The 26,326-nt window shown below is 37.9% G+C and carries 28 protein-coding genes and 1 pseudogene; 15 read left to right on the forward strand and 14 right to left on the reverse strand.

Annotated features, from left to right (window positions below; translation table 11 throughout):
* Positions 1-5 precede the first annotated feature (5 nt).
* From DNK85_RS00580 to DNK85_RS00590, 3 genes and pseudogenes are all read right to left on the reverse strand, one after another.
* A pseudogene (locus tag DNK85_RS00580) lies at positions 6-365 on the reverse strand (rhodanese-like domain-containing protein); the annotation flags it as partial.
* A 121-nt stretch (positions 366-486) separates the two neighbouring features.
* Positions 487-735: a hypothetical protein gene (locus DNK85_RS00585; RefSeq protein ID WP_119327648.1), complete on the reverse strand. Its 249-nt coding sequence runs from the start codon at positions 733-735 to the stop codon at positions 487-489.
* Positions 736-760: 25 nt separating this feature from the next.
* A complete protein-coding gene (locus DNK85_RS00590; protein WP_119327725.1) occupies positions 761-1,390 on the reverse strand; it encodes an LOG family protein in 630 nt (209 codons plus the stop codon).
* 244 nt (positions 1,391-1,634) lie between these two features.
* Between DNK85_RS00590 and DNK85_RS00595 the strand changes: the two genes are divergently transcribed.
* Positions 1,635-2,420, forward strand: a complete 786-nt coding sequence (locus DNK85_RS00595; RefSeq protein WP_119327649.1) for an enoyl-ACP reductase FabI — start codon at positions 1,635-1,637, stop codon at positions 2,418-2,420.
* Between the two features lies 1 nt (position 2,421).
* Here the strand turns inward: DNK85_RS00595 and DNK85_RS00600 are convergent, their stop codons facing one another.
* Both DNK85_RS00600 and uvrB read right to left on the reverse strand, forming a co-directional pair.
* On the reverse strand, positions 2,422-4,974 hold the full coding sequence (locus tag DNK85_RS00600) for a [protein-PII] uridylyltransferase family protein (RefSeq protein ID WP_119327650.1): 2,553 nt from the start codon (positions 4,972-4,974) through the stop codon (positions 2,422-2,424).
* A 607-nt stretch (positions 4,975-5,581) separates the two neighbouring features.
* Positions 5,582-7,603, reverse strand: coding sequence for an excinuclease ABC subunit UvrB (gene uvrB, locus DNK85_RS00610; protein ID WP_208123111.1), 2,022 nt, complete (start codon positions 7,601-7,603; stop codon positions 5,582-5,584).
* 201 nt (positions 7,604-7,804) lie between these two features.
* Here uvrB and DNK85_RS00615 point away from each other — a divergent pair, with 201 nt between their 5' ends.
* Positions 7,805-8,062: a helix-turn-helix domain-containing protein gene (locus tag DNK85_RS00615; RefSeq protein WP_119327653.1), complete on the forward strand. Its 258-nt coding sequence runs from the start codon at positions 7,805-7,807 to the stop codon at positions 8,060-8,062.
* A 91-nt stretch (positions 8,063-8,153) separates the two neighbouring features.
* Here DNK85_RS00615 and DNK85_RS00620 read toward each other — a convergent pair whose 3' ends face one another.
* The 3 genes from DNK85_RS00620 to DNK85_RS00630 all read right to left on the reverse strand — a co-directional run bounded on the left by DNK85_RS00620 (position 8,154) and on the right by DNK85_RS00630 (position 11,265).
* Positions 8,154-9,128, reverse strand: coding sequence for a KpsF/GutQ family sugar-phosphate isomerase (locus tag DNK85_RS00620; RefSeq protein ID WP_119327654.1), 975 nt, complete (start codon positions 9,126-9,128; stop codon positions 8,154-8,156).
* Between the two features lie 109 nt (positions 9,129-9,237).
* Positions 9,238-10,977 (reverse strand): proline--tRNA ligase, encoded by a 1,740-nt coding sequence (locus DNK85_RS00625; protein WP_119327655.1) that lies wholly within the window; start codon positions 10,975-10,977, stop codon positions 9,238-9,240.
* Positions 10,978-11,013: 36 nt separating this feature from the next.
* A complete protein-coding gene (locus tag DNK85_RS00630; protein ID WP_119327656.1) occupies positions 11,014-11,265 on the reverse strand; it encodes a hypothetical protein in 252 nt (83 codons plus the stop codon).
* 188 nt (positions 11,266-11,453) lie between these two features.
* Here DNK85_RS00630 and DNK85_RS00635 point away from each other — a divergent pair, with 188 nt between their 5' ends.
* Positions 11,454-12,104 (forward strand): 4'-phosphopantetheinyl transferase family protein, encoded by a 651-nt coding sequence (locus DNK85_RS00635; RefSeq protein WP_119327657.1) that lies wholly within the window; start codon positions 11,454-11,456, stop codon positions 12,102-12,104.
* Positions 12,105-12,311: 207 nt separating this feature from the next.
* Here DNK85_RS00635 and DNK85_RS00640 read toward each other — a convergent pair whose 3' ends face one another.
* The 3 genes from DNK85_RS00640 to DNK85_RS00650 all read right to left on the reverse strand — a co-directional run bounded on the left by DNK85_RS00640 (position 12,312) and on the right by DNK85_RS00650 (position 14,001).
* Positions 12,312-12,797 (reverse strand): TUL4 family lipoprotein, encoded by a 486-nt coding sequence (locus tag DNK85_RS00640; protein ID WP_119327658.1) that lies wholly within the window; start codon positions 12,795-12,797, stop codon positions 12,312-12,314.
* 170 nt (positions 12,798-12,967) lie between these two features.
* Positions 12,968-13,339, reverse strand: a complete 372-nt coding sequence (locus tag DNK85_RS00645; RefSeq protein WP_119327659.1) for an Mth938-like domain-containing protein — start codon at positions 13,337-13,339, stop codon at positions 12,968-12,970.
* Between the two features lie 17 nt (positions 13,340-13,356).
* Positions 13,357-14,001 (reverse strand): site-2 protease family protein, encoded by a 645-nt coding sequence (locus tag DNK85_RS00650; protein ID WP_235842335.1) that lies wholly within the window; start codon positions 13,999-14,001, stop codon positions 13,357-13,359.
* A 94-nt stretch (positions 14,002-14,095) separates the two neighbouring features.
* Here DNK85_RS00650 and DNK85_RS00655 point away from each other — a divergent pair, with 94 nt between their 5' ends.
* The 8 genes from DNK85_RS00655 (at position 14,096) to DNK85_RS00690 (ending at position 20,341) form a co-directional block, all read left to right on the forward strand.
* Positions 14,096-16,114 (forward strand): M3 family metallopeptidase, encoded by a 2,019-nt coding sequence (locus tag DNK85_RS00655; RefSeq protein ID WP_162896443.1) that lies wholly within the window; start codon positions 14,096-14,098, stop codon positions 16,112-16,114.
* A complete protein-coding gene (locus DNK85_RS00660; RefSeq protein ID WP_119327661.1) occupies positions 16,115-16,453 on the forward strand; it encodes a YraN family protein in 339 nt (112 codons plus the stop codon).
* A gap of 173 nt (positions 16,454-16,626) precedes the next feature.
* Positions 16,627-17,622, forward strand: coding sequence for a glycoside hydrolase family 17 protein (locus tag DNK85_RS00665; RefSeq protein WP_119327662.1), 996 nt, complete (start codon positions 16,627-16,629; stop codon positions 17,620-17,622).
* Between the two features lie 90 nt (positions 17,623-17,712).
* Positions 17,713-18,789, forward strand: a complete 1,077-nt coding sequence (locus DNK85_RS00670) for a tRNA (5-methylaminomethyl-2-thiouridylate)-methyltransferase (protein WP_119327663.1) — start codon at positions 17,713-17,715, stop codon at positions 18,787-18,789.
* On the forward strand, positions 18,789-19,013 hold the full coding sequence (locus DNK85_RS00675) for a sulfurtransferase TusA family protein (RefSeq protein WP_119327664.1): 225 nt from the start codon (positions 18,789-18,791) through the stop codon (positions 19,011-19,013). The genes DNK85_RS00670 and DNK85_RS00675 overlap by 1 nt, the downstream gene beginning before the upstream one ends.
* A gap of 3 nt (positions 19,014-19,016) precedes the next feature.
* Positions 19,017-19,205, forward strand: a complete 189-nt coding sequence (locus DNK85_RS00680) for a Trm112 family protein (protein WP_119327665.1) — start codon at positions 19,017-19,019, stop codon at positions 19,203-19,205.
* Positions 19,198-19,962 carry a 3-deoxy-manno-octulosonate cytidylyltransferase gene (kdsB, locus tag DNK85_RS00685; protein WP_119327666.1) on the forward strand — a complete coding sequence of 255 codons (765 nt, stop codon included), beginning with the start codon at positions 19,198-19,200 and terminating at the stop codon, positions 19,960-19,962. Before DNK85_RS00680 ends, kdsB begins: the two co-directional genes overlap by 8 nt.
* Positions 19,940-20,341 (forward strand): HIT family protein, encoded by a 402-nt coding sequence (locus DNK85_RS00690; RefSeq protein ID WP_119327667.1) that lies wholly within the window; start codon positions 19,940-19,942, stop codon positions 20,339-20,341. Before kdsB ends, DNK85_RS00690 begins: the two co-directional genes overlap by 23 nt.
* A gap of 4 nt (positions 20,342-20,345) precedes the next feature.
* Here DNK85_RS00690 and DNK85_RS00695 read toward each other — a convergent pair whose 3' ends face one another.
* A complete protein-coding gene (locus DNK85_RS00695; protein ID WP_162896444.1) occupies positions 20,346-21,236 on the reverse strand; it encodes a LysR family transcriptional regulator in 891 nt (296 codons plus the stop codon).
* Between the two features lie 198 nt (positions 21,237-21,434).
* Between DNK85_RS00695 and DNK85_RS00700 the strand changes: the two genes are divergently transcribed.
* Together DNK85_RS00700 and DNK85_RS00705 are read left to right on the forward strand one after the other, a co-directional pair.
* Complete coding sequence (locus tag DNK85_RS00700) at positions 21,435-22,634, forward strand: MFS transporter (RefSeq protein ID WP_162896445.1); 1,200 nt, start codon at positions 21,435-21,437, stop codon at positions 22,632-22,634.
* A gap of 47 nt (positions 22,635-22,681) precedes the next feature.
* Positions 22,682-23,953, forward strand: a complete 1,272-nt coding sequence (locus DNK85_RS00705; protein WP_208123110.1) for a metal-dependent hydrolase family protein — start codon at positions 22,682-22,684, stop codon at positions 23,951-23,953.
* Positions 23,954-23,979: 26 nt separating this feature from the next.
* On the opposite strand, the gene DNK85_RS00710 is transcribed toward DNK85_RS00705, so the two are convergent.
* Entirely contained in the window at positions 23,980-24,606 is a 627-nt protein-coding gene (locus tag DNK85_RS00710) for a YiiX/YebB-like N1pC/P60 family cysteine hydrolase (RefSeq protein ID WP_162896446.1), read from the reverse strand.
* A 163-nt stretch (positions 24,607-24,769) separates the two neighbouring features.
* On the opposite strand from DNK85_RS00710, the gene yaaA reads away from it, so the two are divergent.
* Both yaaA and rlmH read left to right on the forward strand, forming a co-directional pair.
* The gene (gene yaaA, locus DNK85_RS00715) at positions 24,770-25,543 is read left to right on the forward strand and encodes a peroxide stress protein YaaA (RefSeq protein ID WP_119327671.1); all 774 of its coding nucleotides are present in this window, start codon (positions 24,770-24,772) and stop codon (positions 25,541-25,543) included.
* Positions 25,540-26,010: a 23S rRNA (pseudouridine(1915)-N(3))-methyltransferase RlmH gene (gene rlmH, locus DNK85_RS00720; protein WP_119327672.1), complete on the forward strand. Its 471-nt coding sequence runs from the start codon at positions 25,540-25,542 to the stop codon at positions 26,008-26,010. The genes yaaA and rlmH overlap by 4 nt, the downstream gene beginning before the upstream one ends.
* On the opposite strand, the gene DNK85_RS00725 is transcribed toward rlmH, so the two are convergent.
* Positions 26,001-26,300: a hypothetical protein gene (locus DNK85_RS00725; RefSeq protein ID WP_119327673.1), complete on the reverse strand. Its 300-nt coding sequence runs from the start codon at positions 26,298-26,300 to the stop codon at positions 26,001-26,003. The genes rlmH and DNK85_RS00725 overlap by 10 nt on opposite strands.
* Between the last annotated feature and the right edge of the window lie 26 nt (positions 26,301-26,326).

A 26,326-nucleotide genomic window follows, 5' to 3' on the forward strand; every position in this document is an offset into this window, starting at 1 on the left:
GTTAATGGAAAACCATTGCCAGCCCAAGCGCGAAAGCCACCATCGACAGAGACAACATTGTCATAGCCCATTTTTTGAAGGTTGTCAGCGCTGAGTGCTGAACGAAAACCACCACCACAGTATAAATACATCTTTTGCTGTTTGTTGGGAATCAATTGCTCAATTTTGACTTCAATAATGCCACGGCTTAAGTGATGAGCTCCAGGTAAATGTGCGTTTGCAAACTCAGACTCTTCACGAACATCAATTAAGAGGCCATCTAATGTATCATTATCAAGCATGTTTTTAATGTGAAAAACATCACATTCTTTGATGCGTGTTTTTGCATCATTGACCAACTTAAGAAACTCAGTATTATGTTGCATTTTACGTCCTTTGCTTATTGTCTATTTGGAACAGGCACTATCATTGTACCTTAGTCTTTATTGGTGAGTTAGTGTTTTCAGCCTTTTTGATTTTTTTCGAATTGAATTTCAATGCTGGTTACTAGCGCCGCGAGAGACTTGAGTGATGCATAATCCAGTAAATAAACAAGCCCCAAACACCAGTAATGAGGACGGTGATAACCCAAGCAAAGTTTGGCATCATTTGTGGTGTAACGTTATGCTTGGTGAAATTGCTTAAATCACGGATTATGGCTAATGTGCAGACAATGTGTACAATTACAGTGAATGCACTTATAACATAATAAATATTTTGATAGAGATTGATCACTGCTTGATGAAAATAATCCATAGTGATTTCCTAATTCTTTTAGATGTTAAAAAATAAACTCAGGCTTCTTATCAATGTCTTTGCGTTGATTATGTTGATGATGTTCGCTGATGATTTCAACAACTTCATCAATGGAGTCTGTCATAATCAAAAGTTCAGTGTCACCTTCGCTAATAACGCCTTCGGCAACTAACTTTGTTTTTATCCACTGGACTAATCCGCCCCAGAATTCTGTGTTAAATAAAATAATAGGCATATGCCGTTTCTTCTTGGTTTGCACTAAGGTGGCAATATCAAAAAGCTCATCTAATGTACCAAAGCCGCCAGGCATGCCAATATATGCCATAGAGTGTTTGACGAACATGGCTTTGCGTGTGAAAAAATAACGATAATGTAAAGAAATATCTTGATGTTGGTTTGGCACTTGCTCAAAAGGTAAATGAATATTTAAGCCGATACTCAAGCCTTCACTTTTTGATGCGCCAATGTTACCTGCTGCCATAATGCCATGACCGCCACCGGTAATAATGCTAAAGCCTTCATTAGATAATCTGTGGGCAATTTCCTCGGCATCTTTAAAATGCGGGGATGTGCTTGGTAGACGTGCAGAACCAAAGATGCTCACAGCCGGCTGGATATCATCTAAGCGTTCATAGCCTTCGACAAGCTCTGACATCACTTTAAAAATATTCCAAGTAGCGCGCGATTGGTCAAAATGGACGTTGCCATACGTACTTGCATCAGTATGAGCGCGCGGATGAACGGTTTTTCTTGTTTTATTCATTTTTAGTGTCGTATTCCATGGTTATAGCGCAATATGGTAACACAAACGCACAGGTATGCTACGTTAGGTGCTGCGCAATTTAAGAAATTGTTGCATAATAAGCGCCAATTAAGCAAATCAAATAAAAGGAAACATTATGGGTTTTTTAACAGGTAAGAAAGTTTTAATCGTCGGTCTATTAAGTAATAAGTCGATTGCCTATGGCGTTGCTGAAGCTATGCATCGTGAAGGTGCTGAACTTGCCTTTACCTATCAAAACGAGCGCTTTAAAGAGCGTATTGAGAAACTTACTGAGCACTACAATCCTGCAGCTCTTGTTGAGTGTGACGTCACCAATGATGAGCAGATCGATAATGTATTTACTGAACTTGGTAAAAAATGGGATGGTTTGGATAGTATTATTCACTCGGTAGCTTATGCACCAGCTGACCAGCTTGAAGGTGACTTTATTTCAGCGGTTAATCGCGAGGGTTTCAAAGTTGCACATGATATTAGTGCCTATAGCTTTGCTGCATTAGCAAAGTCAGGACGCAGTATGATGCAGAATCGTAAAGGCTCTTTAGTGACACTCACTTATCTTGGTGCTGAACGTGCCATGCCAAGCTATAATACGATGGGGATTGCCAAAGCATCTCTTGAGGCAACTGTACGTTACACAGCATTATCTCTGGGTAGCGAAGGTATTCGTGCAAATGCTGTTTCCGCGGGACCTATTCGCACATTGGCAGCATCTGGGATTAAGAGCTTTAGAAAAATGTTGGATTACAATGCACAAGTTGCACCGCTTAAGCGTAATGTTGATATTATGGAAGTTGGTAATACCGTAGCGTTTCTGGCATCTGACCTTGCCAGTGGGATTACCGGTGAAGTGGTATATGTCGATGCAGGTTACCATTGTGTTAGTATGGGTGGGATAGAATAGTTTATTCATCTAACGACTTTAGATATTTCAAAAATTTATGCGCTAGTAATTGACGTCTGCTTTGCTTGGTGATTGGTTGATCATTGCTATCAGTAATATAAAAACTATCCTCAACCGAAAATGCCGATGTGTGGATCCGTGCACGCGCAATATGAAGATGATGTATTTCAAAAAAATAGCAAAGGGCGGCTAAGAGGCCTGGTCGATCAGGGTATTTAACGATTACCTTGCTATAGTTTTTATGTCTAGGGCTTAGTAGTTGCACACTTTTTTTAAGACGCTTTGTGGTCGATTTGTCATTAACGAATGCATTTGACTTCGCTGGTGTATAATCTATTTTGTGATGTGTGAGTTGTGTCTTTAAATGTTGCTCTAGCCACAGCAGCTCTTGCTCGTTTTGTAAAGGATGATAATTTAAATTGGTAATACTAAATTGATAAAGCATTTTATCACTGGGAAGTTTAAAAAAACTTGCCTCAGTGATATTGATGCTGGCTTTGTATAATAGATAGCATAGTGATGATAATCTAATCTCTTTATCAGTACTTAAAATAAGTAATAGTGTTTGATTCAAACGATGATCAAAGTGTGTGTAGATTGAGCGAGTATGGTTATTATCGATCACATGTTGGCAAAGGATGTGATTTTGCCATATTAAAGTTGCTAGTGCTTGTTCTGTAAAGTAGCGAGCCGGTAGGCTCTGCCATAATGTTTTAACCATGTTTTGATCGGCGTATTCTAATTGTGCTAGAATCTTTCTTTGCGTATCCCTAACTTGTTCTTTAAGCGTAAGTTTTTCGGATTTTCTGAGCAGTTTACTAGTGCGCGTATACAGATGCTCAAACATTGTCTGTTGCCAATGTGTCCATAATTTGGGATTGGTACCTTTAACATCAGCTATGGTCAAAAGGAACAAACTATCTAAATAATATTGGCTTTGACAAAATTGAGCAAATTGTGTGATAACCGCACCATCATAAATGTCTTCTTTTTTGATCATGCCTGAAAATGCTAGATGATGTTTGACCAGCCATGATAAAAGGTGGATTTCATCTTGCTTTAAGCGCCAAATTTCAGCATATTTTTGCACAAGGCGTGCACCAAACTTACTATGATCAACACCAGAACCCTTGCCAATATCATGAAAGAATGCAGCAATATATAATAATCGTTGCGCCGGATGCTTAAGCATCACATGATAGGCTAATGGGAACTCTTGTTCAAAGCGTGTTGTGCGCATAGTGCGTAGGTTACTGATGACTTCAATCGTATGGCGATCGACGGTGTATTGATGATATAGGTCAAATTGCATTTGCCCTTTGCTAATAGCGAATTCAGGAATAATCTTTTCAACGATTCCTAAATCCATCATGATACTTAATGCACCTTTAATATTGTATGGATAAGTAAAGATCGCTAAAAACTGTTGCTGCAGTGTTTGGTTAACACGTAGATTTTTCTTAGCTAATTGCGAAAGCAGCTGTAGTGTATTGCGAACGATATGTGCATCAAGTGTTTTAACTTCCTTGTGTTGGCAGAAGTATTTAAAAGGTATCAGAATATTATTTATGTGCGTGGGATAGTTATTTTGTGTATGTTTTAAAATACCGCCATGAATACTAAAACCCTCACTAAGTGTGATATTCTTGCTGACGACTTGTGCGGCCATTAATTCATGAAAAATGATGCGATTAATAAGTTTGACGTGACGAATGCTGTTATAATAATGCTGCATGAATAGCTCGATACTTTTATGTGGCTTTCTGTGTTTGAAACCAAAGAATTCAGCAATCATAAGTTGTTTGTCAATGAGTAGTGAATTTTGCTCGCGTTGATACAGAATATGTAAATAAAAACGAATGGCAGAAAGTAGGCGATGCGCCTTACTCAAGCTTGTTAACTCGTCTTTAGTAATATAGTGATGATCAACAAGATAGTGTAGATTTACATTGGGGTGAAGGTAAATCAACAGCCAATGAATGCTCTGCAAGTAGCGCAAGTTACCAACGGTATTTTTAAGATCGGGTTGTTGATTAATCGGGAAGTTACTATCACGGGCAACTTGTTCAGCATATTTGATATAAATAAAGTCTCGACTAACGGGGAGATTTTGTTTGCGCTCAACGGATGATTTAAATGTATCAAATAGGGTTTTATTACCACAGATAAAACGCGCATCCAAAAGTGCAGTGAGTAAGTTAGTCTCATGATTGGCATGTTGCAGGACACTGTTGATGTTATGGGTTGAATAGCCAACTTTAATCGGCAAGCTTTGTAATTGCTGAATAAATGCTAAGAGGTCAGTATTTTCTAATGTCTTATCATTTTCTGCTAAAAACAATAAATCAAGATCTGAATATAAAGCGCGATCCTGACGACCATAGCCACCAATGGCAATCAGAGAAATATGCGCTATTTGTTGCGGAAAATATTCTATCAATAGCTTATCGATGCGCTTGCTGTAAATCAGTAGAATTTTATAGATGGAGTGTTTCTTTTTTAAAAAAAGGGTAGCCACTTCATCCATTATTTGCTGGCATGATTGTTTTAGCATGGTCTATAGCCAATGACTTGAATTAATATTTAGGATTGTAACAACTTATGGAGAATTTACCATTTATAGCCATCGTTAATATAAGCAACTATTAACGTTGACGGTGCCCTTGAAAGTATCATCTGAATGGAATGAGTAGGCTATGGTAACAAGTCTTTATTTTAATTTTAAAGGCATTAAGAAAAATTAATAACTTGCAATGAGTTCAAGGGAATCAGCTGCGAGGGAATTAAGTTGACGGTGCCCTTTCAGATTAGTATTATTTGCTTTTGAGGAATTTGCAAATACTTAATATAAGATAAGAGATAACAATAAGTGCAATAACAAGCGCAACAATCGGATGATTTCTTACAATTTGTGGAATAAAGGATAGCGTGTTCGGGATATTCATTTCTGTGATTATGCGTTCTGCTGTATGGCCGCTGCTATAGAACATTGCCATGAATGTTGCAAAACATAGTAGAAATCGCATCGTACACCGTTATAGCTATTAAAGATGCAGAGATTGTAGCATAAAAATGTGAGACATTAACCATTGATAGGTAGGTTTTTTCTCAAACTCTATGAAAAAAGCGCTATTTAAGTTATAAATAAAATCAATAAGTGCCTACAATAAATACTTTTCTTTAATGGTTCTGATTTGATCGCGCATTTGTCCGGCTTGTTCAAATTCAAGATTGCGTGCATGTTCTTTCATCAGTTTTTCAAGTTTTTTAACGAGAGTTACGGCTTCTTTGACACCAAGAATTTCATCAATTGCAAGATCTTTAACTTTCTTACGTGCATTATTTTTTGCCGTCTTTTTGCTAAATTCAGGTGATAACTCTAATAAATCACCAATCTTCTTTTTAATCGAGGTTGGGGTGATGCCGTGCTCAGTGTTAAATTGTTGTTGTTTATTCCGTCGTCGCATTGTCTCATCTATCGCACGCTGCATTGATCCGGTAATTACCTCGGCATATAAAATGGCCTTACCATTAACGTGGCGTGCAGCACGGCCAATGGTCTGGATCAATGAGCGCTCTGATCTTAAGAAACCTTCTTTATCGGCATCAAAGATTAAAACCGTGCTGACCTCAGGCATATCTAAACCTTCGCGTAATAGATTGATACCAACAAGCACATCAAAAACGCCCATGCGTAGATCGCGAATAATCTCAACGCGCTCAACGGTGTCAACATCCGCATGAAGATAACGCACATTTACACCATGTTCAGATAAATAATCTGTTAAATCTTCTGCCATGCGTTTAGTTAGTGTCGTGATAAGAATGCGCTCATCTTTGAGCACTGCTTTGTTAATCTCAGATAATGCATCCTCAACTTGGATACTGACAGGCCTTACTTCAACCAATGGGTCAAGTAATCCCGTTGGGCGCACAACTTGTTCGGCAATATTCTGCTGGTGTGCTTTTTCATAATCAGCAGGTGTTGCTGAAACATAAATCGCTTGGGTAACTAAGGCCTCGAATTCGTGGAATTTTAGTGGGCGATTATCCAAAGCTGAAGGCAGACGAAAACCGTAGTTAACAAGATTTTCTTTGCGTGAGCGATCTCCTTTATACATGCCACCAAATTGTGGGATTGTAACGTGTGACTCATCAATCACAATAAATGCATTTTGTGGTAAATAATCCAATAATGTTGGCGGCGGCTCACCGGGGGCGCGTGCTGACAGAAGACGTGAATAATTCTCAATTCCTGTACAATAGCCTAACTCATTAATCATTTCGATATCGTATAATGTCCGTTGCTCAATACGTTGTGCTTCAATTAGGCGGTTCTCTTTTTGAAAATAAGTAACGCGCTCACGTAGTTCATCTTTGATTTCTTCAACCATGCTTTGTTGGCGTTCTTTTGAACTGACATAATGTGTGCTTGGGAATATTGTCGCGCGATAGGTGTTGGCAGTGATTTTGCCGGTGAGTGGATCAATGTGTTTAATACTTTCGATCTCATCATCAAATAGCTCAACTCTAACAGCATCTTTGTCGGAATCCGCTGGAAAAATATCGATAACCTCACCACGCACACGGTAAGTTCCGCGTGAGAAGTCCATATCATTGCGATGATACTGCATGTCACTTAAGCGCCTTAAAATACTGCGCTGATCAATTTCTTCACCCACCTTAAGGTGAAGTAGCATTTGCATATATTGCTCAGGGTCACCTAAGCCATAGATTGCTGATACGGTGGCAACGATAATCACATCTTGTCGCTCTAAAATTGCTTTAGTTGCAGATAAGCGCATTTGCTCAACATGTTCATTAATCGATGAGTCTTTTTCGATATAAGTATCTGATGCAGCAACGTAGGCTTCGGGTTGGTAATAATCATAATACGATACAAAATACTCAACAGCGTTTTCTGGGAAAAATTGTTTCATCTCGGCATATAATTGTGCGGCAAGTGTTTTGTTATGTGCAAGAATTAACGTAGGACGCTGAACATTTTGAATAACATTGGCGATTGTGTAAGTTTTGCCAGAGCCAGTGACGCCAAGTAGTGTTTGGTGCTTTAAACCCTCTTTTAGACCCTGAGTTAAGGATACAATTGCCGTTGGCTGATCTCCTGCTGGGGTGTAGTTTGTGTGGAGTTTAAAGGCATTTTGTTTTCTCTCTAAGTGCATCATAAAGTCGCTAATTTCAATTCAAATACAAGCTATGATAGCAAAGCTGTGCGTCTATGCGACATCAAAATATGGCAATTTGATTACAGCGATTTCAGCGAAAACTCAAGCATCAAAGTGTTGATCTCTTTATGCAAGCTTTAAATTTGCTTCTATCTTTAAAGTACAAGAAACGTAAAGATTTATATAAGGATATTCATCATGAGTAGTAATATAGAAAGATTTATTTATGCCATTGCTGAAATGCGCTATGAAGAGGCAAAACGTAATCCGCAAGATGAGCCACGTTTTATGTTAAGTCTAGTCACTGAAGAAATTGAGCGTGGTTTAATTGAGGCGACCTTAGCGTATACAGGGTTTCACTTAAGCAATACTGCTGAAGTTTTAGGCATAAGTGTCGCGACTTTGAAAGCTAAAATCAAAAAGTATGATATTTTTGTCTTGGATTTCTCAAGTTAGCAATAATGAAAAAAAAGTTGCAGCAACGATTACCTCGCCCCATGCGGGAGAGGTTGTGCAGCGCAGGTGAGGGGTAGTTAAAGTTAGCTACTTAAGCAATGCCTTCACGCAACAAGTCATGCATGTGGATAACACCAGCAATTTCGTTTTGATTATTTAAAACAGCGAGTGTGGTAATTTTCAATTGATTCATAAGACTAAGCGCTTCAATTGCCATAGCATCTTCAGTGATTATTTTGGGATTTTTGCCCATAACCTCAGCAATTTTAAGTCCCTTTTGGTAAAGGGATTGTTGAAAAATCCTACGTAGATCACCATCGGTAAAAATGCCATTTAATGTTTTATAATCATCAGATACAAGTGTCATCCCTAAACCTTTAGAGCTGATTTCTAAAATAGCATCATCTAATGTGTGTTGACTAGTCACAATAGGCAGTGATGCCCCTGTTTTCATCAAATCAGAGACTTTTAATAGTAAGCGTTTCCCTAATGTGCCACTAGGGTGTGAGTTGGCAAAGTCTTCAACACTAAAATTTTTGGCATTTAATAGCGCAATTGCTAATGCATCACCTAATACTAACGTTGCTGTAGTGCTGGATGTTGGCGCTAAGTTATGAGGGCAAGCTTCCTTTTCAACCCCAAGATTAAGGGCGATATCTGCAGCTTGTGACAGTGCTGATTGTGGTTTGCTTGAGATGGCAATAAGTGGAATATTTAGGCGTTTAATCATTGGAATTAATGAGGTGAGCTCAGGTGTTGAACCAGAGTTTGAAATGGCAATGACAATATCTTGACGCGTAATCATGCCAAAATCACCATGTCCCGCCTCGGCTGGGTGCACGAAAAATGAGGGCGTTCCTGTGCTAGCAAGGGTTGCCGCAATTTTAGAAGCAATATGTCCTGATTTACCCATACCGATAATAATCACACGGCCCTGACATTTAAGAATCAACTCGCAAGCTGCAATGAAGTTATTATCAATGTGTTTTTTAAGGTGTTGAAGTGTTTCAATTTCTAGATTAATCGTTTTTAGTGCATCTGCAGCAAAAGGATGATCATTTGACATAATAAAGCTCTATGGCAATGTATTTTCAATGCGTGTTATTGTAAGCGAGGATAAGGTAAAAGCAAAATAGTTTGCAAACGAGATCCCCTATCTAAATTGCATCAACTTATTAACATGGGCTTAACTTTGCTTTACTGGTTTGCTTGGTGCATACTTTTTGCAAAATCGCATCAATCGTGTAGGAAATCTCAGATTTTTGTTGTGTTTTACGACATTTGTATTCAATGGTTTCATTTTCTAGTCCACGCTCACCAATAATAAGCTGGTGTGGAGATCCGATTAAATCAGCATCTGCAAACATAATACCAGGGCGTTCTTTGCGATCATCAAATAAAACATCAAAACCAGCGGCTCTAAGATCATTATAAAGTTTATTGGCAATTTCAAATACTTTACTTGATTTGTGCATATTCATTGGAATAATCGAAATATCATAAGGCGCTATCTCACTTGGCCAAATAATACCATTATTATCATGAGATTGCTCAATCGCTGCAGCAATGATACGTGTGACACCAAAACCATAGCAGCCCATAATAAGATCTTGTTTCTTGCCATTCTCATCTAAAATATTTGCATTCATTGCTTTGGAGTAATGATCACCTAATTGGAAGATATGACCAACCTCAATACCACTTGTGAGTTCAAGTGTACCTCTGCCATCAGGAGAAAGGTCCCCTGCAACAACATTGCGAATATCAGCAGCATGATAGTTTTTAATGTCACGATCCCAGTTTACACCAAAGAAATGGAAACCATCCTCATTAGCACCACACACAAAGTCATGTAATATGACAGCGCTATGATCAACAATTACTGTAATCGGTGCATTAAGCGGTCCTAAAGAGCCGATATTGGCATTAAATGCTTGGCTTATTTCTACTTCCGTGGCAAAAGTAAAAGGTGCGTTGATTTGAGATAACTTTTCGACTTTGATCTCATTTAACTCATGATCCCCGCGCAACACTAAAGCAAAAAGCGTATTATCACTATCCTTGATAATAATGGTTTTAACCGTTTTTTCAGGAGGTAAATTAAATTTCTGACAAATATCACTAATTGTTTTTAAATCAGGCGTTGCTATTTTCTCAAGTGACTGTGAAGGTGACTTTCGTGTGGTTAAATCTGGCTTTAAGTATTCCGCCATTTCAATGTTTGCCGCATAATCACTTTGATTGCTATAGCACACGATGTCTTCTCCGGCAGCGGCGAGAACTTGAAACTCATGTGTTTTGCTGCCACCAATGGCGCCAGCATCGGCATTAACGACACGAAACTTAAGTCCCATTCGCGTTAGAATATTACAATATGCTTGATGCATTTTCTGATAGGTATCTTCTAAGCAATCATAGTTGGTATGAAATGAATAAGCGTCTTTCATAATAAATTCACGTGCGCGCATCACCCCAAAGCGTGGGCGTATTTCATCGCGAAATTTCGTTTGAATTTGATATAGGTTCAGTGGTAATTGCTTATAGCTTTTAATTTCTTTGCGTGCAATGTCAACAATTGGCTCCTCATGCGTCGGACCATAGCAGAAATCACGTTGATGGCGATCTCGTATTTTCAAAAGCTCAGGACCAAATTTTTGCCAGCGATGTGTTTCTTGTAACAACTCAGCAGGTAATATGCTAGGCATTAAAATCTCACAGGCTTCTGCTTTATCCATCTCTTCACGGACGATTGTTTGAACTTTTTGTAATACTTTCATGCCAGTGGGTAACCACTGATAAATCCCGGAGGCAAGTTTGCGAATTAAGCCGGCACGTAACATATATTGGTGGCTGATTAGCTCGGCGTCTTTTGGAGTCTCTTTTTCTGTGGCAAGTAAGGTTTGCGATACTCTCATATTAGAATCTTGTGAAAAGCAATGTGTGAGGTTACGTTAGCTCGTTTTTTGAGTCGGTTCAAGCGGATTTTTGGAATTTGTTTTATTTGGCTTGTCCCTTAATAACTGGTTACGTAAAAAAGCGTATAAGAATAATGCCAAGGGTGCTGCATAAACCCAGTAAACAACATGTCCTTTAACGATAATGCTAAAGTTGTTGAAGTAAAAAACAGAGGTAAGTGTGGCAATAAAGGTGATGCAAGCCAGAAAGAAGATGGCATCAGCAATGTAGCGTAGTTTCTGTTTCATGGTGGATATTCCCAATTAAGTAAACTGTGTTAATTATATACCGCCGGCATGCAGTTGGGTAGTCGCTTTTGATTAAACACTATATTTAAGGTACTTCAAGTGCGTGAAAGACTTTCATTTCTGTAAGTTTACGTTTAAATTTCTAATTTAATGATCAAGCTAAAGTGTATCTGATAAATAAAATTATAATGATGATTGATATCTATGTTCTTAATTTAAACAACTTTGATGCGGCAGCAGCGCTTAATGTGTTACCACTTGAAATTAAAAACGATGCCAGAGATTTGAAGCTTGAGCGAAAGCGTATTGAATATATCGCATCGCAGTGGTTACGTTATAAGCTGTTAAGTGCGCTTTTAGATGTTGATGTAACTCAGTTAAATTTCTCGAAAACTGGCAATGGACGTCCCTTTATTGTTGATGAAGCAATTGATTTTAATATTAGTCATACGCGTGATTACGTCGTTATTGCAATTGGCAAAGGGCAACGTGTTGGTATTGATGTGCAGACCAAAAAAGAAAAAGTGGATGTGTTGGAAATAGCAAAGCAATATTTTGCCAAGAGTGAGTATGAGCTGATTGCGCTCAAGCAAAATGAAATAGAAAGACGAAATGTGTTTTACTGGTTGTGGGTATATAAAGAGGCAAGTCTTAAACTCACCGGCAAGGGGATTGCCAATGGTCTTAATCGTTATGTTTTTGAAGTGGATGAACATGGTGTATGTCAGGATAGAAATGCTAAAGAGCTATATTATTTCCATCAAAAATTAGATGAAGACACATTATTATGCTTAAGTTTTGAGAGGAGTAATAGCAAGGTCAGATTAAATTTTTTGTAGAATTTAAAGCTATGACCATATTTCTGCCCACTTTGATTGTGTATACCCATCGTGAATCATTTTACGGTGTTTACTTGTAAAGTAGTTTGTGAAGATTTTCCCAAGCTACCCACTTCGACTGATGCTCAGTGCATCGCTTTGACTTACGCTCAAAGTACGGTGCGCACTTATGGGTGAATATTTAAAAAGTATTAATAGATAGGAAAGTTACTGTTGAGTCGCAGCAACGTTTAGTTTAGCTTGACCAACAACTGCTTTAGTTGGCGTGTAAACTACTTCAGCCTTCCATACCCCAGGGCATGAAATTGCGCCATTAGCACTTTGGTGTTCAAGTGTTCTGTAAGCCCAAGAGTAATCATTAGTTTCTTTATATTTCATGATTGGGAAAGTGGTGCTTATACAATGCGATTGTCTTGGTGCAACCCAGTGAAGCTTAAGGTCGCCTTGTTTTGCGCTATTCCAGTCGGTGTAGATTTTTGCAACCAAACGTCCATCTTTAGCACTTAACTTAACAGTTGAGCTTGGCAATGCGCTGTTGCTACTTGCTGTTTTTGTTGTGCTTACAGTTGTTGGTGCTGACATCGCCTTGACTGATGCATCTGTGCTTTGTGGCGCAGAGGCTTGAGGTGAGGTGGCGCAAGCAGATAGTAAAGCGGCACTGGAAACAATGCCAAGCAGTGTAATTTTTCTCATTTTTGTCTTCCTTCTGTTGTATGAACCTATAAGAGTCACTAATTACTATAGAACTATATCCTAGCGCATGGCAAAAAGATATCAAGTAGGTTAGAAAAAAATTAATTAAAAGTAGAAAAAAATGATTTATGGGGAATATCACAGTGTTAATAGCTAATGATGATTGCTTATTAAACAATAATACCAGCAACAACGTGACGTCCTTCGTTTGCAAGGATATTAAAAGTGCGACATGCTGCTGCTGAGTCCATAAAATCAATCGATCTTCCCAGGCGAGCAAAGGCTGCAATAATTGCTTGTGGCGGAATCTGTGATGTTGCTCCGGTGCCAAGAAGATAAACATGTGCATCAAGCTCAATCAGTGGTTCAATGGCTTCAAGATTAAGCTCACCCATAAATTGGACTGCCCAGTTATCATTAACAATCTGCTTTGGTGTAATGATTACACTGTGGCAAAGTGTCTGCTGTGATAGTGTCAGTTCGCCAGATTTATAATGTTTAACAAAAATAGGTGTGTCAGGTTTTTCATGTTCTAATTGCATTGCTTGGGCCTTCAAATTTAAATGATAAATTGAATGAATAAATAGAGTTTGTTAATAAGTGGTAACAATATGCTTGCAAGTAGATTTGATTGGCCAAAGGGGATAAATAGCAGCAAAAGCACGATCAAAAATCCCCAACGCTCTAAGCGGTTGTATTGTAGGGTCGCTTTATAAGGCAATAATGCGCTGATAACGCGGCTGCCATCAAGTGGTGGGATGGGGAGCAAGTTAAATACCATTAACATCAAATTAAGTACCACACCGAATTGTGCCATTTGGTGAAAGCCAAAGTTCGGTACAAATTTCCACAACAAAAACCAGATAATTGCCATGATGAAATTAGCTAAAGGTCCGGCAATTGCCACTAAAATCATATCCTGGCGTGGTTTTTTAAGGTGATTGAAATTAACCGGTACAGGCTTGGCCCAGCCAAATAAAAATCCAGTGCCTAACAGAAACATTGCCGTTGGCAGAATGATGGTACCAAGAATATCAATATGCTTAATTGGGTTTAAAGTGACTCGTCCCATAAGATAAGCAGTTTGGTCACCTCGCAATTTGGCAATATAGGCGTGTGCAGCTTCGTGCAGAGTGATGGCAAATAGCATTGGGATGATAAACATCACAAAACCCATCAAATAAGTGTTAAGATCAGCAGACATTGTTGATAAGTGCTTTTTTCATATTTTTTCGCAGTGAAATAAGTGTATTATAAAGCCTTAGCAGAATGAAGAATTTATGCCAAGGAACATACATATGCATGATGTAGAGACATTAGATTTACCTAAATTTTCACAAATAGATATCAATAATGCCAAGGTTGAAGTAGAAAATTGCATCACATATTGTCGTGATTTAAAAGAGCAATTGCTTAAGCAGAATGATTATACCTGGGACAATTTTATCTATCCTTTGGAGGAGGCGGAAGATCAGCTTAGCAAGACCTTTGGTCCATTGGGGCATCTAAATGCGGTTAAAAATACAGCACAGTTGCGCGAGGTTTATCAGCATTGTGTTGAGAAAGTTTCTGAATATTCAACGCAGACGGCACAAGATGAACGTATGTTAAGAGCATATCAGTATGTTTTACAGCATGATAAATCTTTGGATCAAGCGCAAATCAAGGCGATTAATGATGCTATTCGCAGTTTTAAATTATCAGGCGTAGATCTTAAAGGGGATAAGCGTCAGGAATTTGAGCAAGTGGTAACTAAGCTTGCCAAATTGCAGAGTGATTTTGAGAATAATGTGCTTGATGCGACGATGGCGTGGCATTATCACACATTAGATGAAGATGAATTAAAAGGCCTATCAGACAATGTTAAAGAGCAGGCTCGCTTAAAGGCGCAAACAGAAGACAAAGATGGGTTTGTTTTGGGACTTGACGCACCAACCTATATTTCCGTGATGCAGCAAGCGGACAATCGCAAGTTGCGCGAGATTTTCTACAAAGCGTATGTTACACGCGCCTCAGATCAAGCAGAGGATAAGAGCTTTGATAATGTCAAGATTATGCAAGAAATTATGCGCTTAAGAGCAAAAGAAGCTCGCCTTCTGGGGTTTGAAAACTATGCTGAAGTTTCGCTTGCGACAAAGATGGCAACCTCAGTTGATGAAGTGATGCATTTTATGCATGATTTGCTAGCTAAGGCAAAACCGCATGCGCAAAAAGAACTCCAAGAGCTCAAAGCATTTGCCAAAACGCGTGGTTTAGATGATGAACTTAAACCTTGGGATAGCGTGTATTATTCAGATAAGATGAAAAAAGCGCGTTATGATTTCACCTCTGAAGAATTACGTCCCTATTTTCCCTTAGATCATGTAATGAAAGGTTTATTTAGTGTGTTGTTGTCACTCTATGGTGTGATAGCAAAAAAATGCGATGTCTGGGATAAATATCACCCTCAAACAGAATTATATGAGTTTTATGATGAAAATAAGCGACTTCGTGGGGCAATTTTAGTCGATTTCTTTGCAAGAGCACACAAACGTGACGGGGCATGGATGGATGAGTGTCGTACGCGCTATAAGCGTCTGGATAAGTCAGTACAGACACCTGTGGCTTATGTTACCTGTAATTTCATGCCTGCTAAAAAAGGTGTTGATGCACTATTGACGCATAATGATGTGTTAACTTTATTTCATGAGTTTGGGCATGCTTTGCAACATATATTAACGCAAGTTGAGCATTTACCTGTTTCGGGCATTAATGGTGTTGAGTGGGATGCAGTTGAGTTGCCAAGTCAGTTTATGGAAAATTTTTGTTGGTGTGAAGAAGGGTTACAGTTGTTATCACAACATGTCACAACAAAAGAAAGCTTGCCAAGAGAGTTATTTCAAAAGCTAGTGGCTTCACGTCAATATCAATCAGGCTTAGCAATGCTGCGTCAGCTTGAGTTTGCACTATTTGATATGCAGCTGCATCAAAGTAATGTTGAAAGCTTAGATATTCATCAGGTGATAGAAGATGTGCGCCAGTCAACGGCATTGCTAGAAGTGCCAGCGTTTAACCGCTTTGAAAATAGTTTTTCGCATATTTTTGCAGGTGGTTACGCGGCAGGTTATTATAGCTATAAGTGGGCTGAAGTGTTATCCAGTGATGCCTTTGCTGAGTTTGAACAGGGTGAGTCTGTTTTGAATAAAGTAATTGGTCATAAGTTTATGCAAATTATCTTGGAAAAAGGAGGCTCTGCACCTGCAGCAGAGCTATTTGAGCAGTTTAAAGGAAAAAAACCATCGGTTGATGCGCTATTGCGTCATAATGGCATTGCTTAGATGAGCCGATTTATTGGCGGTGAGGCGGAAAAGGAAGCCTTAGAGTTTTTGAAAAATAATGGCTTTACCTTAATTGTTAAGAATTTTCTGACACCATTAGGTGAGATCGATTTAATTGGTCATATCGCTGATGTATTGATATTTGTTGAGGTGAAGGCGCGTACATCATCCCAATTCGGTTCGCCATTAGAAATGGTGACAAAATCCAAACAGGTCAAACTGCGCAAAACAGCACAAGTCTTTTTGCAACAATATCCACACTACCAGGATGTCGAATGTCGTTTTGATGTTATTGGTATTACCAATGGTGAGATTCAGTGGGTAAAAGCAGCTTTCTAGTAACTTGAATCATGTTCTTTCTGTAGTAGGTTTATAAACTGATATGAGTTTGGACTGTATCTTAAGGTTTTATTAATGTTTATTGTTTAGATTTCTGTCGCCGCATTATTGCATTAGATGATTGCTGTGCTATATCTCATAGTGTGGTGTATTGATAACAATGGAGTTTAAAAATGAATCAATGGAAACAAACAGTTATTAAATTGTCGTTATTAACATCTTTGTCTGTTACTGCAACACATGCTATGGCAAATCAGATACCATATCAGTCAATAGGAGTAACCTATAATGCTTTGCATGCAAGCACAAAGCCGTCAGTTGACTCAGTAAATCAGGATTTAGATGATATTAAAGGTTATAAAATGCCAGATGGCGGGAGTTTTAATTCAATTCGTAGCTATTACGCTGCGTATAATGGAGGAGGAGTCGTTCTGGTAAATCAACTAGATCATATCAAGGGTCTAAGCGTTTTGCTAGGGCTATACATTGATGATCAGTATGTTAATAAAAGTTGGGTAGAATCAGATTATAAAAAATTTGTAGACCCCTATCTTAAGAAAAATAATAATCAGACGGTTATTGGTGTGTTAATTGGTAACGAAGATTATGATTCAGTAACTAAAGCAACAATCATTAAATACTTACAACAAGTGAAAACTGATCACCCTTTAGTGCCAGTAGGAACAGCGCAAACAACAGCTTTTTGGTTAACTAATTTGGCTGCTTTAGAAATTGCAAAAGATAGTGACTTTATTGGGGTTAATATATATCCTCAGTGGGATTGGAATAACCCGGATAAATACAATCAACCACAGTTAAATGGTCAGTCCTTAACACCAGCTGATGCTTTTACCAGTTTCAAACAGCAGTATGAAAAAGTTGCTGCTAAATATCCCGGTAAACAAATTGTTGTGACAGAGACAGGTTGGCCTACAACGTATGGTTGGGTTGTCAATGTGCCTGTAGAGCCAAAACAGTGCCAACAAGGGTTGGATAATGCTAATGCTTACTTTGAGCTTATTTCTGCATGGGCAAAACAGAACAAAGTTGTCGTGTATTACTATTCAATGTTTGATGATTGGTATGGAGTGAATACAACTTCACAATACAATATGCATTTTGGTTTACTAGATAACAATGGTAATCTCAAGGTTGGTGTGTCCTGTTAAAAAATAATAGAAAATTTCATTTGAATAATGAAAAAGTTGTCTATAGCGCGTACAATGTGCGCAAATTTTAAAGTAGACACAAAAAAATAAATGACATCATTACATAATTCTCATTCAGAAAAATCTAAGCAATATAAGGCGGTTTCGCTTATTTCCGGTGGTTTAGACTCTATGTTGGCGACCAAAGTGATTGCTGATCAAGGAATTCATGTGGAGGGTATTAACTTTTTCACTGGGTTTTGTGTCGAAGGACATACGCATGCTATTCGTAAAAAGGATCAAAGCAAAGAAAAGCGTAATAACGCATTATGGGTGGCCGAGCAACTTGGGATAAAACTACATATTATCGATGTAATTGAAGAGTACAAAGATGTGCTATTAAATCCCAAATATGGCTATGGTGCTAATATGAACCCGTGTTTGGATTGTAAGATTTTCATGGTTAAAAAAGCCAAAGAATGGGCGCTAGAAAATGGTTTTGATTTCATTATTACTGGTGAGGTGATTGGCCAGCGTCCGATGTCTCAACGTAAAGACACAATGCCTGTTATTCAAAAGCAATCAGGTGTTGATGATCTGTTACTGCGTCCATTATGTGCTAAAAACCTACCAGAAACCAAACCTGAGCGCGAAGGTTGGGTTGACCGTGAGAAACTATTTGGTTTTCATGGGCGCAATCGAACGCCACAGTTTGAATTGGCAAGTTCCTATGGTTTTGTTGATTATGCAACACCTGCCGGTGGTTGTTGCTTTCTAACAGATAAGCAATACTCAGATAAGCTGGTTGATTTGTGGAAAGGGCGTAATGACAAGCGTGATTATGACTTTGATGACATTATGTTGCTAAAAGTAGGTAGACATTTGCGTCCAAAGCCTGAGTTTAAGTTGATTATTGCCCGCGAAGAAGGTGAGAATAACTTCCTAAATGGATACAAGCGTCAATTTCCGCATATTACCGTTGAAAGCCATGGTGGACCATTAACTTTGATTGATGGCAGTTTTGATCCTCAAGATGAATCATTTGTCGCAAGAATCATTGCACGTTTCTCACAAGGGCGAAATGCAGATGAAGTGACTGTACGTTTTGCCTATCCTGATGGTGTTGCGCGTGAGCATACTGTTAAGCCCTTTAATATTGATGAAGTAGAGCAAGCGTGGTATGTCTGATGGAAATTAACCTTGAATTAGATTTGCGTCGCTTATTATGTCCGATGCCCGTGATTAAAACACAAAATGCCTTAAAAAAAATGGGTAAAGGCGAACACTTAAAGGTGATATGCACGGATCCCGGTGTCAAGCATGATATTCCTGCTTGGTGTAAGATCAATGGTTATGATATCTTAGAACAGTTTAACATAGATAATGAATTTATTTTTGTAATTAAGGCATAACAAATGGATCAAGGTTTATTAAGTATTTTAGTGTGTCCTGAGTGTCAATCATCATTGATATACGATAAGCAAAACAAAATGCTTATATGTAAAGCGGATAAATTGGCTTATCCTATTATTGATGGTGTGCCGCGAATGCTGTTGGAAGAAGCGAAAAAACTAACACTGGAAGAAGTAAAACACTATGGGTAAGCGCCATATTATTATCCCTGCGCGTCTTAAATCCAGTCGTCTTGCCAACAAGTTGCTGCTTGATTTGGCAGGTAAACCTATTATTGAGCATGTTTATGAACGAGCATTGCAATGCGGGTTTGAACAAGTCGTGATTGCGACGGATAGTGAGGAAATTCAAAAAATAGCACATAGTTTTGGCGCTACAGTATGTATGACGGCAGCAGATCATCAATCAGGTACTGATCGCTTAGCTGAAGCGGTACAAAAATTAGCAATTGCTGATGAGGATATCATCGTTAATATTCAAGGAGATGAGCCATTAATCCCCGTGGAAAATGTTATTCAAACAGCAGATTTGTTGGCAGATCGATCACAAGCCATGATGGCGACTTTGTGTGAGCAAATTGCTGATGAAAGTGAGGTACATGATCCAAATTGTGTAAAAGTCGTCTTTAATCGTGAGCAATATGCGTTATATTTTTCAAGAGCACCAATTCCATGGCAGCGCAGTGTGTTTGATCAAGAGAAAATTAAGCTTGGAGAGCATTATCGTCATATTGGTTTATATGCTTATCGCGCAGGATTTCTAAAGATATATACGCAAATGGAAAAAAGTCCATTAGAGCAAATCGAGTCCTTAGAGCAATTACGTGTGTTATGGCATAATCAAAAAATTGCAATTGCTGAAGCAAGGATTTCAACGCCCCCTGGAGTTGATACACAAGCGGATTTAGACAAGATAAGGAAGATGTATGACAGCTTTTGTGCTCGATAAAGCTCTGGCTGATTCTAGTAGTCTAATCAAAGATTTTGGTGATGTTCAATTACGATTATCAAACAATGCACTTGTGACTTGGCTTATAATTGTGCCTAAAGTGACGGCAATTGAATGGTTTGAGCTTGATATGGATATGCAGCTAAGAGTCAATGCCTTGATCAATACATTATCCCGCTTTCTAAAAGAGGATTTACACGTCGATAAGGTCAATGTTGCCACAATTGGCAATGTCGTATCACAAATGCATATTCATGTAATCGGACGTAAAAAAGACGATTTTTGTTGGCCGGATGTGGTGTGGGGGAAAAGTGAAATCCAAACTTATTTGGCGCATGAAAAGGATCGGATTATTTCAAGCTTGCTAAAGTTTATTTAAGCTTTTATCCGCTGTCGAAATAACGCGAAAAAATATCTATAAAATGCCTCACTTTAGGGAGGACGATAGGATCCTTTTTGTAGAAGATGTACAAGTCAATCTCTGGATTATATTCATTTGATAAAATCTCAACGAGTTGGTTGTTTTTAATTTCACTTTCAACAAAATATTCGTGGAATTGTGCCACACCTAAACTTTTGATAGTCGCTTTTTTAATGAACTCCATATCATTGATCATCATGGCAATGTTGAGATGTTCAATTTCCTCAGCTCCTCGAATTAAGTGTGGACGTCCAGCATGTTTTATAAATTGATGAGGCTTTCTTAATAGCTCTGTGAGTGTTTTAGGTAAGCCATGCTTTTTAATATAATCAGGTGATGCGCATAAGATATCCCGAGTCGTCATGATTTTTCGTGCGATGATATTTTCTTGCATGATCCAGCTGGAACCAAAGATGATGTCAATAGAAAAATCATTGAAATGAATGGGGCGTTCATGATGAATTAGCTCTATTTGTACATGAGGGAATTTTTGTCGATAAATAATAATAACTGGCAGTAGAAATTTCTCATAAGACATCGGATTGCAGTTTATCTTAAGCACGCCGTTTGGTGTGTCATTGATATGCTCAATAATTTCTTTTGCTATATCAATTTCAACAATGACTTTATTAAATTGTTGATAAAGGGTGTGTCCTTCTGAAGTTGGTTTCACACTTCTTGTAGTACGCATCAAAAGTGCTGTACCGATGCTTACTTCAAGTTGTCGAATAGTCTTGCTAATTGCAGCGGGGCTAACACCCAAGTGTTTGGCAGCTTTGCTAAATGAACCAAGCCGCACGACAGTTATAAAAGCTTCCATATTGCTTAATGAAAGAGAATAGTGATCAGGCATTATTGAGGACTCCGCTTTTACGAGAGGCATTTGCTAAGGACATTATATTGCTAATGCATAGATCTTATAAAGTTCAATCTGGTTGATTTTAATTGAAATTGTTAACCAGTAGTTAAAAATGATTAACTTTTATTGAGATTATCATAAGAGAGGTTTTACTCTATAATGGAGAGATCAACAATAATAGAGGTGAGATTTGTGCGTTTAAACGAAGTTCAATTTGCGCTGGTTTGTTTTCTTATTGTGCCGATGTCAGGTTTGTGTATTGATTTATATGCACCCTCTTTACCAGCGATTGCCAGTGCTTTTGCTGTCTCAGAGGTGCTAGCCAAATATTCTATATCATTTTATTTATTATCATTTGGTGTTTTTCAGTTATTCGCCGGCCCTATTACAGATAGATTTGGCAGGAAAAAACCAATACTTATTGGGTTAATTGGTTTTGTCCTTGTTTCCTATATTATGACGTTATTAACAAATTTTTATTTGTTCTTATTATTCAGAGTGTTGCAGGGTGCTTTTATTTCATTAGTAGGTGTTAGTGCCAGAGCAATTATTCCAGATGTTTTCACAGGCAGTGAATATAAGAAGATGATAAATTATATGACGATAATATGGGCATTAGGACCTATAATTGCTCCATTTATTGGGGGGTACTTGCAGCATTATTTAGGTTGGAAGTCACCTTTTTATTTTCTGAGCATTTATGGGGTAGTCATGTGCTTGCTAACAATTTCTATGTATCGAGAAACCATTAAGCAAAAAACGCAGCTTTCGTTAAAGTCAATTTTTATGGGATATGTTGAGATGGCATGCCATAGTAGGTTTGCATTAGGCACGATATGTTTAGGATTACTGTATTCCTTTCTTGTTATCTTTAGTGTTGTTGGTGTATTTGTGATTGAAAATACTTTAGGGTATTCATCAATTACGTTTGGGAAGACAGCGCTTTTAATGGGATTTGGTTGGTTTATCGGGAATATGCTCAATCGATTTTTTTTGCATTATAGTGAAACATTTAATCTCTATAAAATGTATATTGCAATGCCTGTTTCAATTCTATCGTGTATTGTTTTGGTATTGCTTCCACTTATATTTGGTCAGCATTTATGGATGTTGTGTGTATTTATGTTTATCAGTATGTTGACTGGAGGGGTTGTCTTTCCTAATTTTTTTGCGCTTTGCATTAGTTTTTTTGCCCATAAAGCAGGCAGCGCAAATGCATTTATGGGTGCATGCTTTATTTTGTTATCAAGTATTTGTACCTTTATTTTTGGCGGGGTTGGGATTAGGTCGATAAGCGCATTAGCGAGTGTTGTTTTAATTTTTTCTGTTATTTGCTTAATTCTAATAATTTTCTTATTTTCTTTGGATAAGAAAGCAAAAAATCACAAATAAAAGCGTATAAGTTAAGTATTAGGTGAGAACTAAAAAGGGGTATATGAATGTCTACGAATAATTTTACATTAATTAAAAATGCAAGAGTTATGAAAGAAGATTGCAGTGGATATGTAGATGGTAAAATGATTTTAATAAAAGATAATCAAATTGATGCAATAAGCACGGATTTCCCTACAAATCTTCATGCTAATATAATTGATGCTGATAATAAAGTAGTGATGCCTGGTTTGATTGATGCCCACTCTCACATCACAGGGCTAAATCTTACACCCAAAAACAGGGATGCAAGTGATGAAGAAATAACTGTATATGCAGAACAATATTTAAAAAATACATTACTATCAGGTTTTACAACAATTCGTGAAGCAGGCGGGGCTGATTATCCCATAGTAAAATTACTCCGATCTGGGAAAATAATAGGGCCTAGAGCATATATTTCAGGAAAAGCTTTAACAATGACTGGAGGTGGTGCTGATTTTCGAAATCTTGAAGAAGTTAATGATCCTTGTGGTTGTATTGGGCCGCATTCCGTTCTTTCTAAGATAGCTGATGGTGTACCAGAGGTTACAAAAGCGGTAAGAGAAGAGCTTAGGAAAGGTGCAAATCAGATAAAAGTATTCGTTTCTGGTGGCGTGGTCTTTCCATCAGCGGCACATGCAACACAATATGAATATTCACTAGAAGAATTAAAAGCAATTGTGCGTGAAGCAAGTGCCAGAAACACTTATGTAATGGCACATGCCTATTCTGATGAGTCAGTTAAAATGGCTCTTGAGGCAGGAGTCAGATCAATTGAGCATGCTAATTTTATTAAAGAAGAGACTATGATGCTGATGGCTCAAAAAGATGTTTATTATGATCCAACTTTTATTTCACTAATTCAGAGAGTGGAAACTGCTCAAAAAGAAAACTTAAGTCCATCAATTGTAGAGAACCTGAAACATACGATTGAGAGAGGAAAGGAGGTCTACCAATGGGCAAAAAAATATCGTGTGCCAATTTTGCTAGGAACTGATTTATGGGGACCAGATGCTCAGCCTTATCAGGTTAGAGAAATTTCTGAGCGTGCTCAATTTGATAGTTTACAAAATATTATTACATCAGCAACACTCAATAATGCCAAGGTGCTTGGAGAAGATGGGAAGCTTGGTGTTATAAAGGAGGGTGCATATGCTGACCTACTAATTGTGGCTGGAGATCCCTTGTCAGATCCAGAGCTTTTTCAGAATAAGAATAATTTATCTTTAATTATGGTAAATGGCATCATTCATAAGAACATACTTGAATCAATGACAATTGACTTAGAACATTCATAGTTTGTTAAGCGTAAAAAATAATTGTTCTATGCCTTTCTTAACTTACCATAATGATAAATGATTTCAAGATGCTTGGAGCGTGACATCATACCTGGGTTAGTACCCTTATCACCCTCAGGAATTGGTTTATTAATGTCTTTGAAATAGCTTTGCCATTCAGGCAGAGTTTGCCCATTTTGTTTAAAAGTCATCGTGTTAAGTGCGAAGATCGGTGTGTTGTTATTGCTTAACATAAAAGCATCATAGATTAACTGTGAGCAGTAAAACGTTTTAAGCTCATTGTTGTAGCTAAAGTCATTGTTATAAGGACGTCTTTGCCATGATAATGCATAGCTAATCGCCTTTTTAATTAGCGGTTGGTATTGTGCATTTAAGCGTCCGACCATCACGCGAGGTTTACTATCTTCATCAACGCTGCGCATTAAAAAATCATGCAGAGAGGTCAAGTGTACTGATTTACCAATGGCTTCAATAATTTCAGGTTTGCCTTTAATAAAAACAAGCATACCGACGTGTGACACCTGTGTGTTTCCATAACCATAGGTTACATTGGTGATTGCGTTACATAATTTGCCACAATTTAAATCCTGAAAGAATAAATCTCCTGCTTTAGGACTGTAGCTAAAAGCAAACTGAGTTATGATTAATAGCATAAGAGTCAGTTTAAAATGGTAAAATATTTTCATGTCAGTCGTTAGTTTTTTGAAAACTTAATTGCTTGTTATACCAGAATATTTTGTCGATTGGTATTTTATGTTTTATTGATGGCGAGTTTTGTTACAATGTTGGAAATTCTTTCAAAACGGAAAAACCATTATGCTAAGCCTTATCTCACCCGCAAAAAGTCAGGACTTTAGTCAGAATGCACCAACAGGTCTCACTAGTAAAGTATTATTTGCTGAGCAAATTACTCAGCTTGTGGATAAGCTTAAACATTACACACCAGATGAGTTTGCGTGTTTAATGAAAATATCCCCCAAGCTGGCTGAAGGTGTTTTTGATATGTATATAAACTTTGATAGTAAACACTATGGTAAAGACAATGCCAAGCAGGCGCTATTTGCTTTTACAGGAGATGTTTATCGAGGGTTGAATGCATTGACCTTATCACCAGCACAAATCAATTATGCACAAGAGCATTTGTTGATGATATCGGGCTTATATGGGCTGATTCGACCATTGGATTTAATTCAGGCATATCGTTTGGAAATGGGGACCAAGTTTTATATTGATGGTGTACTGTTATACGATTTTTGGCGAGAAACTTTAACACAGAAACTAAACGACATTATTAAGGCGCATAATCACCAAGCGATCGTTAATTTGGCATCAAATGAATATAGTAAAGCGATTGATAAGAAAATGATTAAAACAACATGGCTTGAGGTGGATTTTAAGGAATTTCATAAAGGTAAATATCAAACCATTGCACTTTTTGCCAAGCGTGCGCGCGGTAAAATGGTGCGTTATATTATTGATCATAATATTAATAATGTAGAGGCGCTTAAGGGCTTTGATTATGATGGTTATGTCTTTAATCCAGAGTTTTCGCGTGACAAATCATTTTGTTTTACTCGAGTCAAACCATGAAGATTAAATTACTTGCCTTAGGTGAGAAAATGCCTGCGTGGGTGCAAGAGGGTGTTAATGAATATCAAAAACGATTAACCGGATCCTCAATTCAGCTACAAGTTATTGAATTACCAATTGCCAAGCGTACAAAAACGGGCTCTGTTGATGCTTGGTTGGCACAGGAGGCGAAAACAACATTGTCCAAACTAAATGAGCAGGATCATTTGGTTATTTTAGATGTACAGTCAAAGCTTATCAGCACTGATGCGTTTGCGCAAAGAATGGAAAGCTGGCAGCAAAATACGCCAAATATTGCGATTTTAATCGGAGGTCCAGATGGTATCGATGATTCGATTAAGCGCTTAGCAAAGGAGAAAATCTCTCTCTCGAAGATGACGTTCCCACATCCGCTGGTACGCATTATTTTTGTTGAGCAGATCTATCGCGCGTGGACAATTTTACAAGGTCATCCTTATCACAAATAGCGAATTGCTGAGAAATAATGATGAAATATGTTTAATACATTCTCAGGGTTTTGTTCGCATTCCTCATAAATGAAATCAAGGTTTTTAGGAAAATGTAAAATCTTCTTTTTGGTAACAGACTCAAGCCAGCCGTGGATATTAAGCTCTTCAGGGTAGGTTGCTGACATTTCAAGATAGCTAAAGGTAATACCATCATCTGAATAAGAAATATAGATGATTGTTAGTTGTCCTTTGTGATCTCGGATTTTGATCGGTAGTTTGAGGGTATCATCTTCGTTAGCTAACTTCATATATCTTTCAGTGATTTACTATTGGG

Origin of the sequence: Cysteiniphilum halobium, assembly GCF_003574425.1 — a bacterium.
GTDB classification, from domain to species: Bacteria; Pseudomonadota; Gammaproteobacteria; order Francisellales; family Francisellaceae; genus Caedibacter; species Caedibacter halobius.

Bases quoted from the DNA above. Each gene is read 5' to 3' on its own strand.
- DNK85_RS00585 (WP_119327648.1), bottom strand. From the start codon at position 735: ATGGATTATTTTCATCAAGCAGTGATCAATCTCTATCAAAATATTTAT.
- DNK85_RS00590 (WP_119327725.1), bottom strand. From the start codon at position 1,390: ATGTCAGAGCTTGTCGAAGGCTATGAACGCTTAGATGATATCCAGCCG.
- DNK85_RS00595 (WP_119327649.1), top strand. From the start codon at position 1,635: ATGGGTTTTTTAACAGGTAAGAAAGTTTTAATCGTCGGTCTATTAAGT.
- DNK85_RS00600 (WP_119327650.1), bottom strand. From the start codon at position 4,974: ATGCTAAAACAATCATGCCAGCAAATAATGGATGAAGTGGCTACCCTT.
- uvrB (WP_208123111.1), bottom strand. From the start codon at position 7,603: ATGCACTTAGAGAGAAAACAAAATGCCTTTAAACTCCACACAAACTAC.
- DNK85_RS00615 (WP_119327653.1), top strand. From the start codon at position 7,805: ATGAGTAGTAATATAGAAAGATTTATTTATGCCATTGCTGAAATGCGC.
- DNK85_RS00620 (WP_119327654.1), bottom strand. From the start codon at position 9,128: ATGTCAAATGATCATCCTTTTGCTGCAGATGCACTAAAAACGATTAAT.
- DNK85_RS00625 (WP_119327655.1), bottom strand. From the start codon at position 10,977: ATGAGAGTATCGCAAACCTTACTTGCCACAGAAAAAGAGACTCCAAAA.
- DNK85_RS00630 (WP_119327656.1), bottom strand. From the start codon at position 11,265: ATGAAACAGAAACTACGCTACATTGCTGATGCCATCTTCTTTCTGGCT.
- DNK85_RS00635 (WP_119327657.1), top strand. From the start codon at position 11,454: ATGATGATTGATATCTATGTTCTTAATTTAAACAACTTTGATGCGGCA.
- DNK85_RS00640 (WP_119327658.1), bottom strand. From the start codon at position 12,797: ATGAGAAAAATTACACTGCTTGGCATTGTTTCCAGTGCCGCTTTACTA.
- DNK85_RS00645 (WP_119327659.1), bottom strand. From the start codon at position 13,339: ATGCAATTAGAACATGAAAAACCTGACACACCTATTTTTGTTAAACAT.
- DNK85_RS00650 (WP_235842335.1), bottom strand. From the start codon at position 14,001: ATGTCTGCTGATCTTAACACTTATTTGATGGGTTTTGTGATGTTTATC.
- DNK85_RS00655 (WP_162896443.1), top strand. From the start codon at position 14,096: ATGCATGATGTAGAGACATTAGATTTACCTAAATTTTCACAAATAGAT.
- DNK85_RS00660 (WP_119327661.1), top strand. From the start codon at position 16,115: ATGAGCCGATTTATTGGCGGTGAGGCGGAAAAGGAAGCCTTAGAGTTT.
- DNK85_RS00665 (WP_119327662.1), top strand. From the start codon at position 16,627: ATGAATCAATGGAAACAAACAGTTATTAAATTGTCGTTATTAACATCT.
- DNK85_RS00670 (WP_119327663.1), top strand. From the start codon at position 17,713: ATGACATCATTACATAATTCTCATTCAGAAAAATCTAAGCAATATAAG.
- DNK85_RS00675 (WP_119327664.1), top strand. From the start codon at position 18,789: ATGGAAATTAACCTTGAATTAGATTTGCGTCGCTTATTATGTCCGATG.
- DNK85_RS00680 (WP_119327665.1), top strand. From the start codon at position 19,017: ATGGATCAAGGTTTATTAAGTATTTTAGTGTGTCCTGAGTGTCAATCA.
- kdsB (WP_119327666.1), top strand. From the start codon at position 19,198: ATGGGTAAGCGCCATATTATTATCCCTGCGCGTCTTAAATCCAGTCGT.
- DNK85_RS00690 (WP_119327667.1), top strand. From the start codon at position 19,940: ATGACAGCTTTTGTGCTCGATAAAGCTCTGGCTGATTCTAGTAGTCTA.
- DNK85_RS00695 (WP_162896444.1), bottom strand. From the start codon at position 21,236: ATGCCTGATCACTATTCTCTTTCATTAAGCAATATGGAAGCTTTTATA.
- DNK85_RS00705 (WP_208123110.1), top strand. From the start codon at position 22,682: ATGTCTACGAATAATTTTACATTAATTAAAAATGCAAGAGTTATGAAA.
- DNK85_RS00710 (WP_162896446.1), bottom strand. From the start codon at position 24,606: ATGCTATTAATCATAACTCAGTTTGCTTTTAGCTACAGTCCTAAAGCA.
- yaaA (WP_119327671.1), top strand. From the start codon at position 24,770: ATGCTAAGCCTTATCTCACCCGCAAAAAGTCAGGACTTTAGTCAGAAT.
- rlmH (WP_119327672.1), top strand. From the start codon at position 25,540: ATGAAGATTAAATTACTTGCCTTAGGTGAGAAAATGCCTGCGTGGGTG.
- DNK85_RS00725 (WP_119327673.1), bottom strand. From the start codon at position 26,300: ATGAAGTTAGCTAACGAAGATGATACCCTCAAACTACCGATCAAAATC.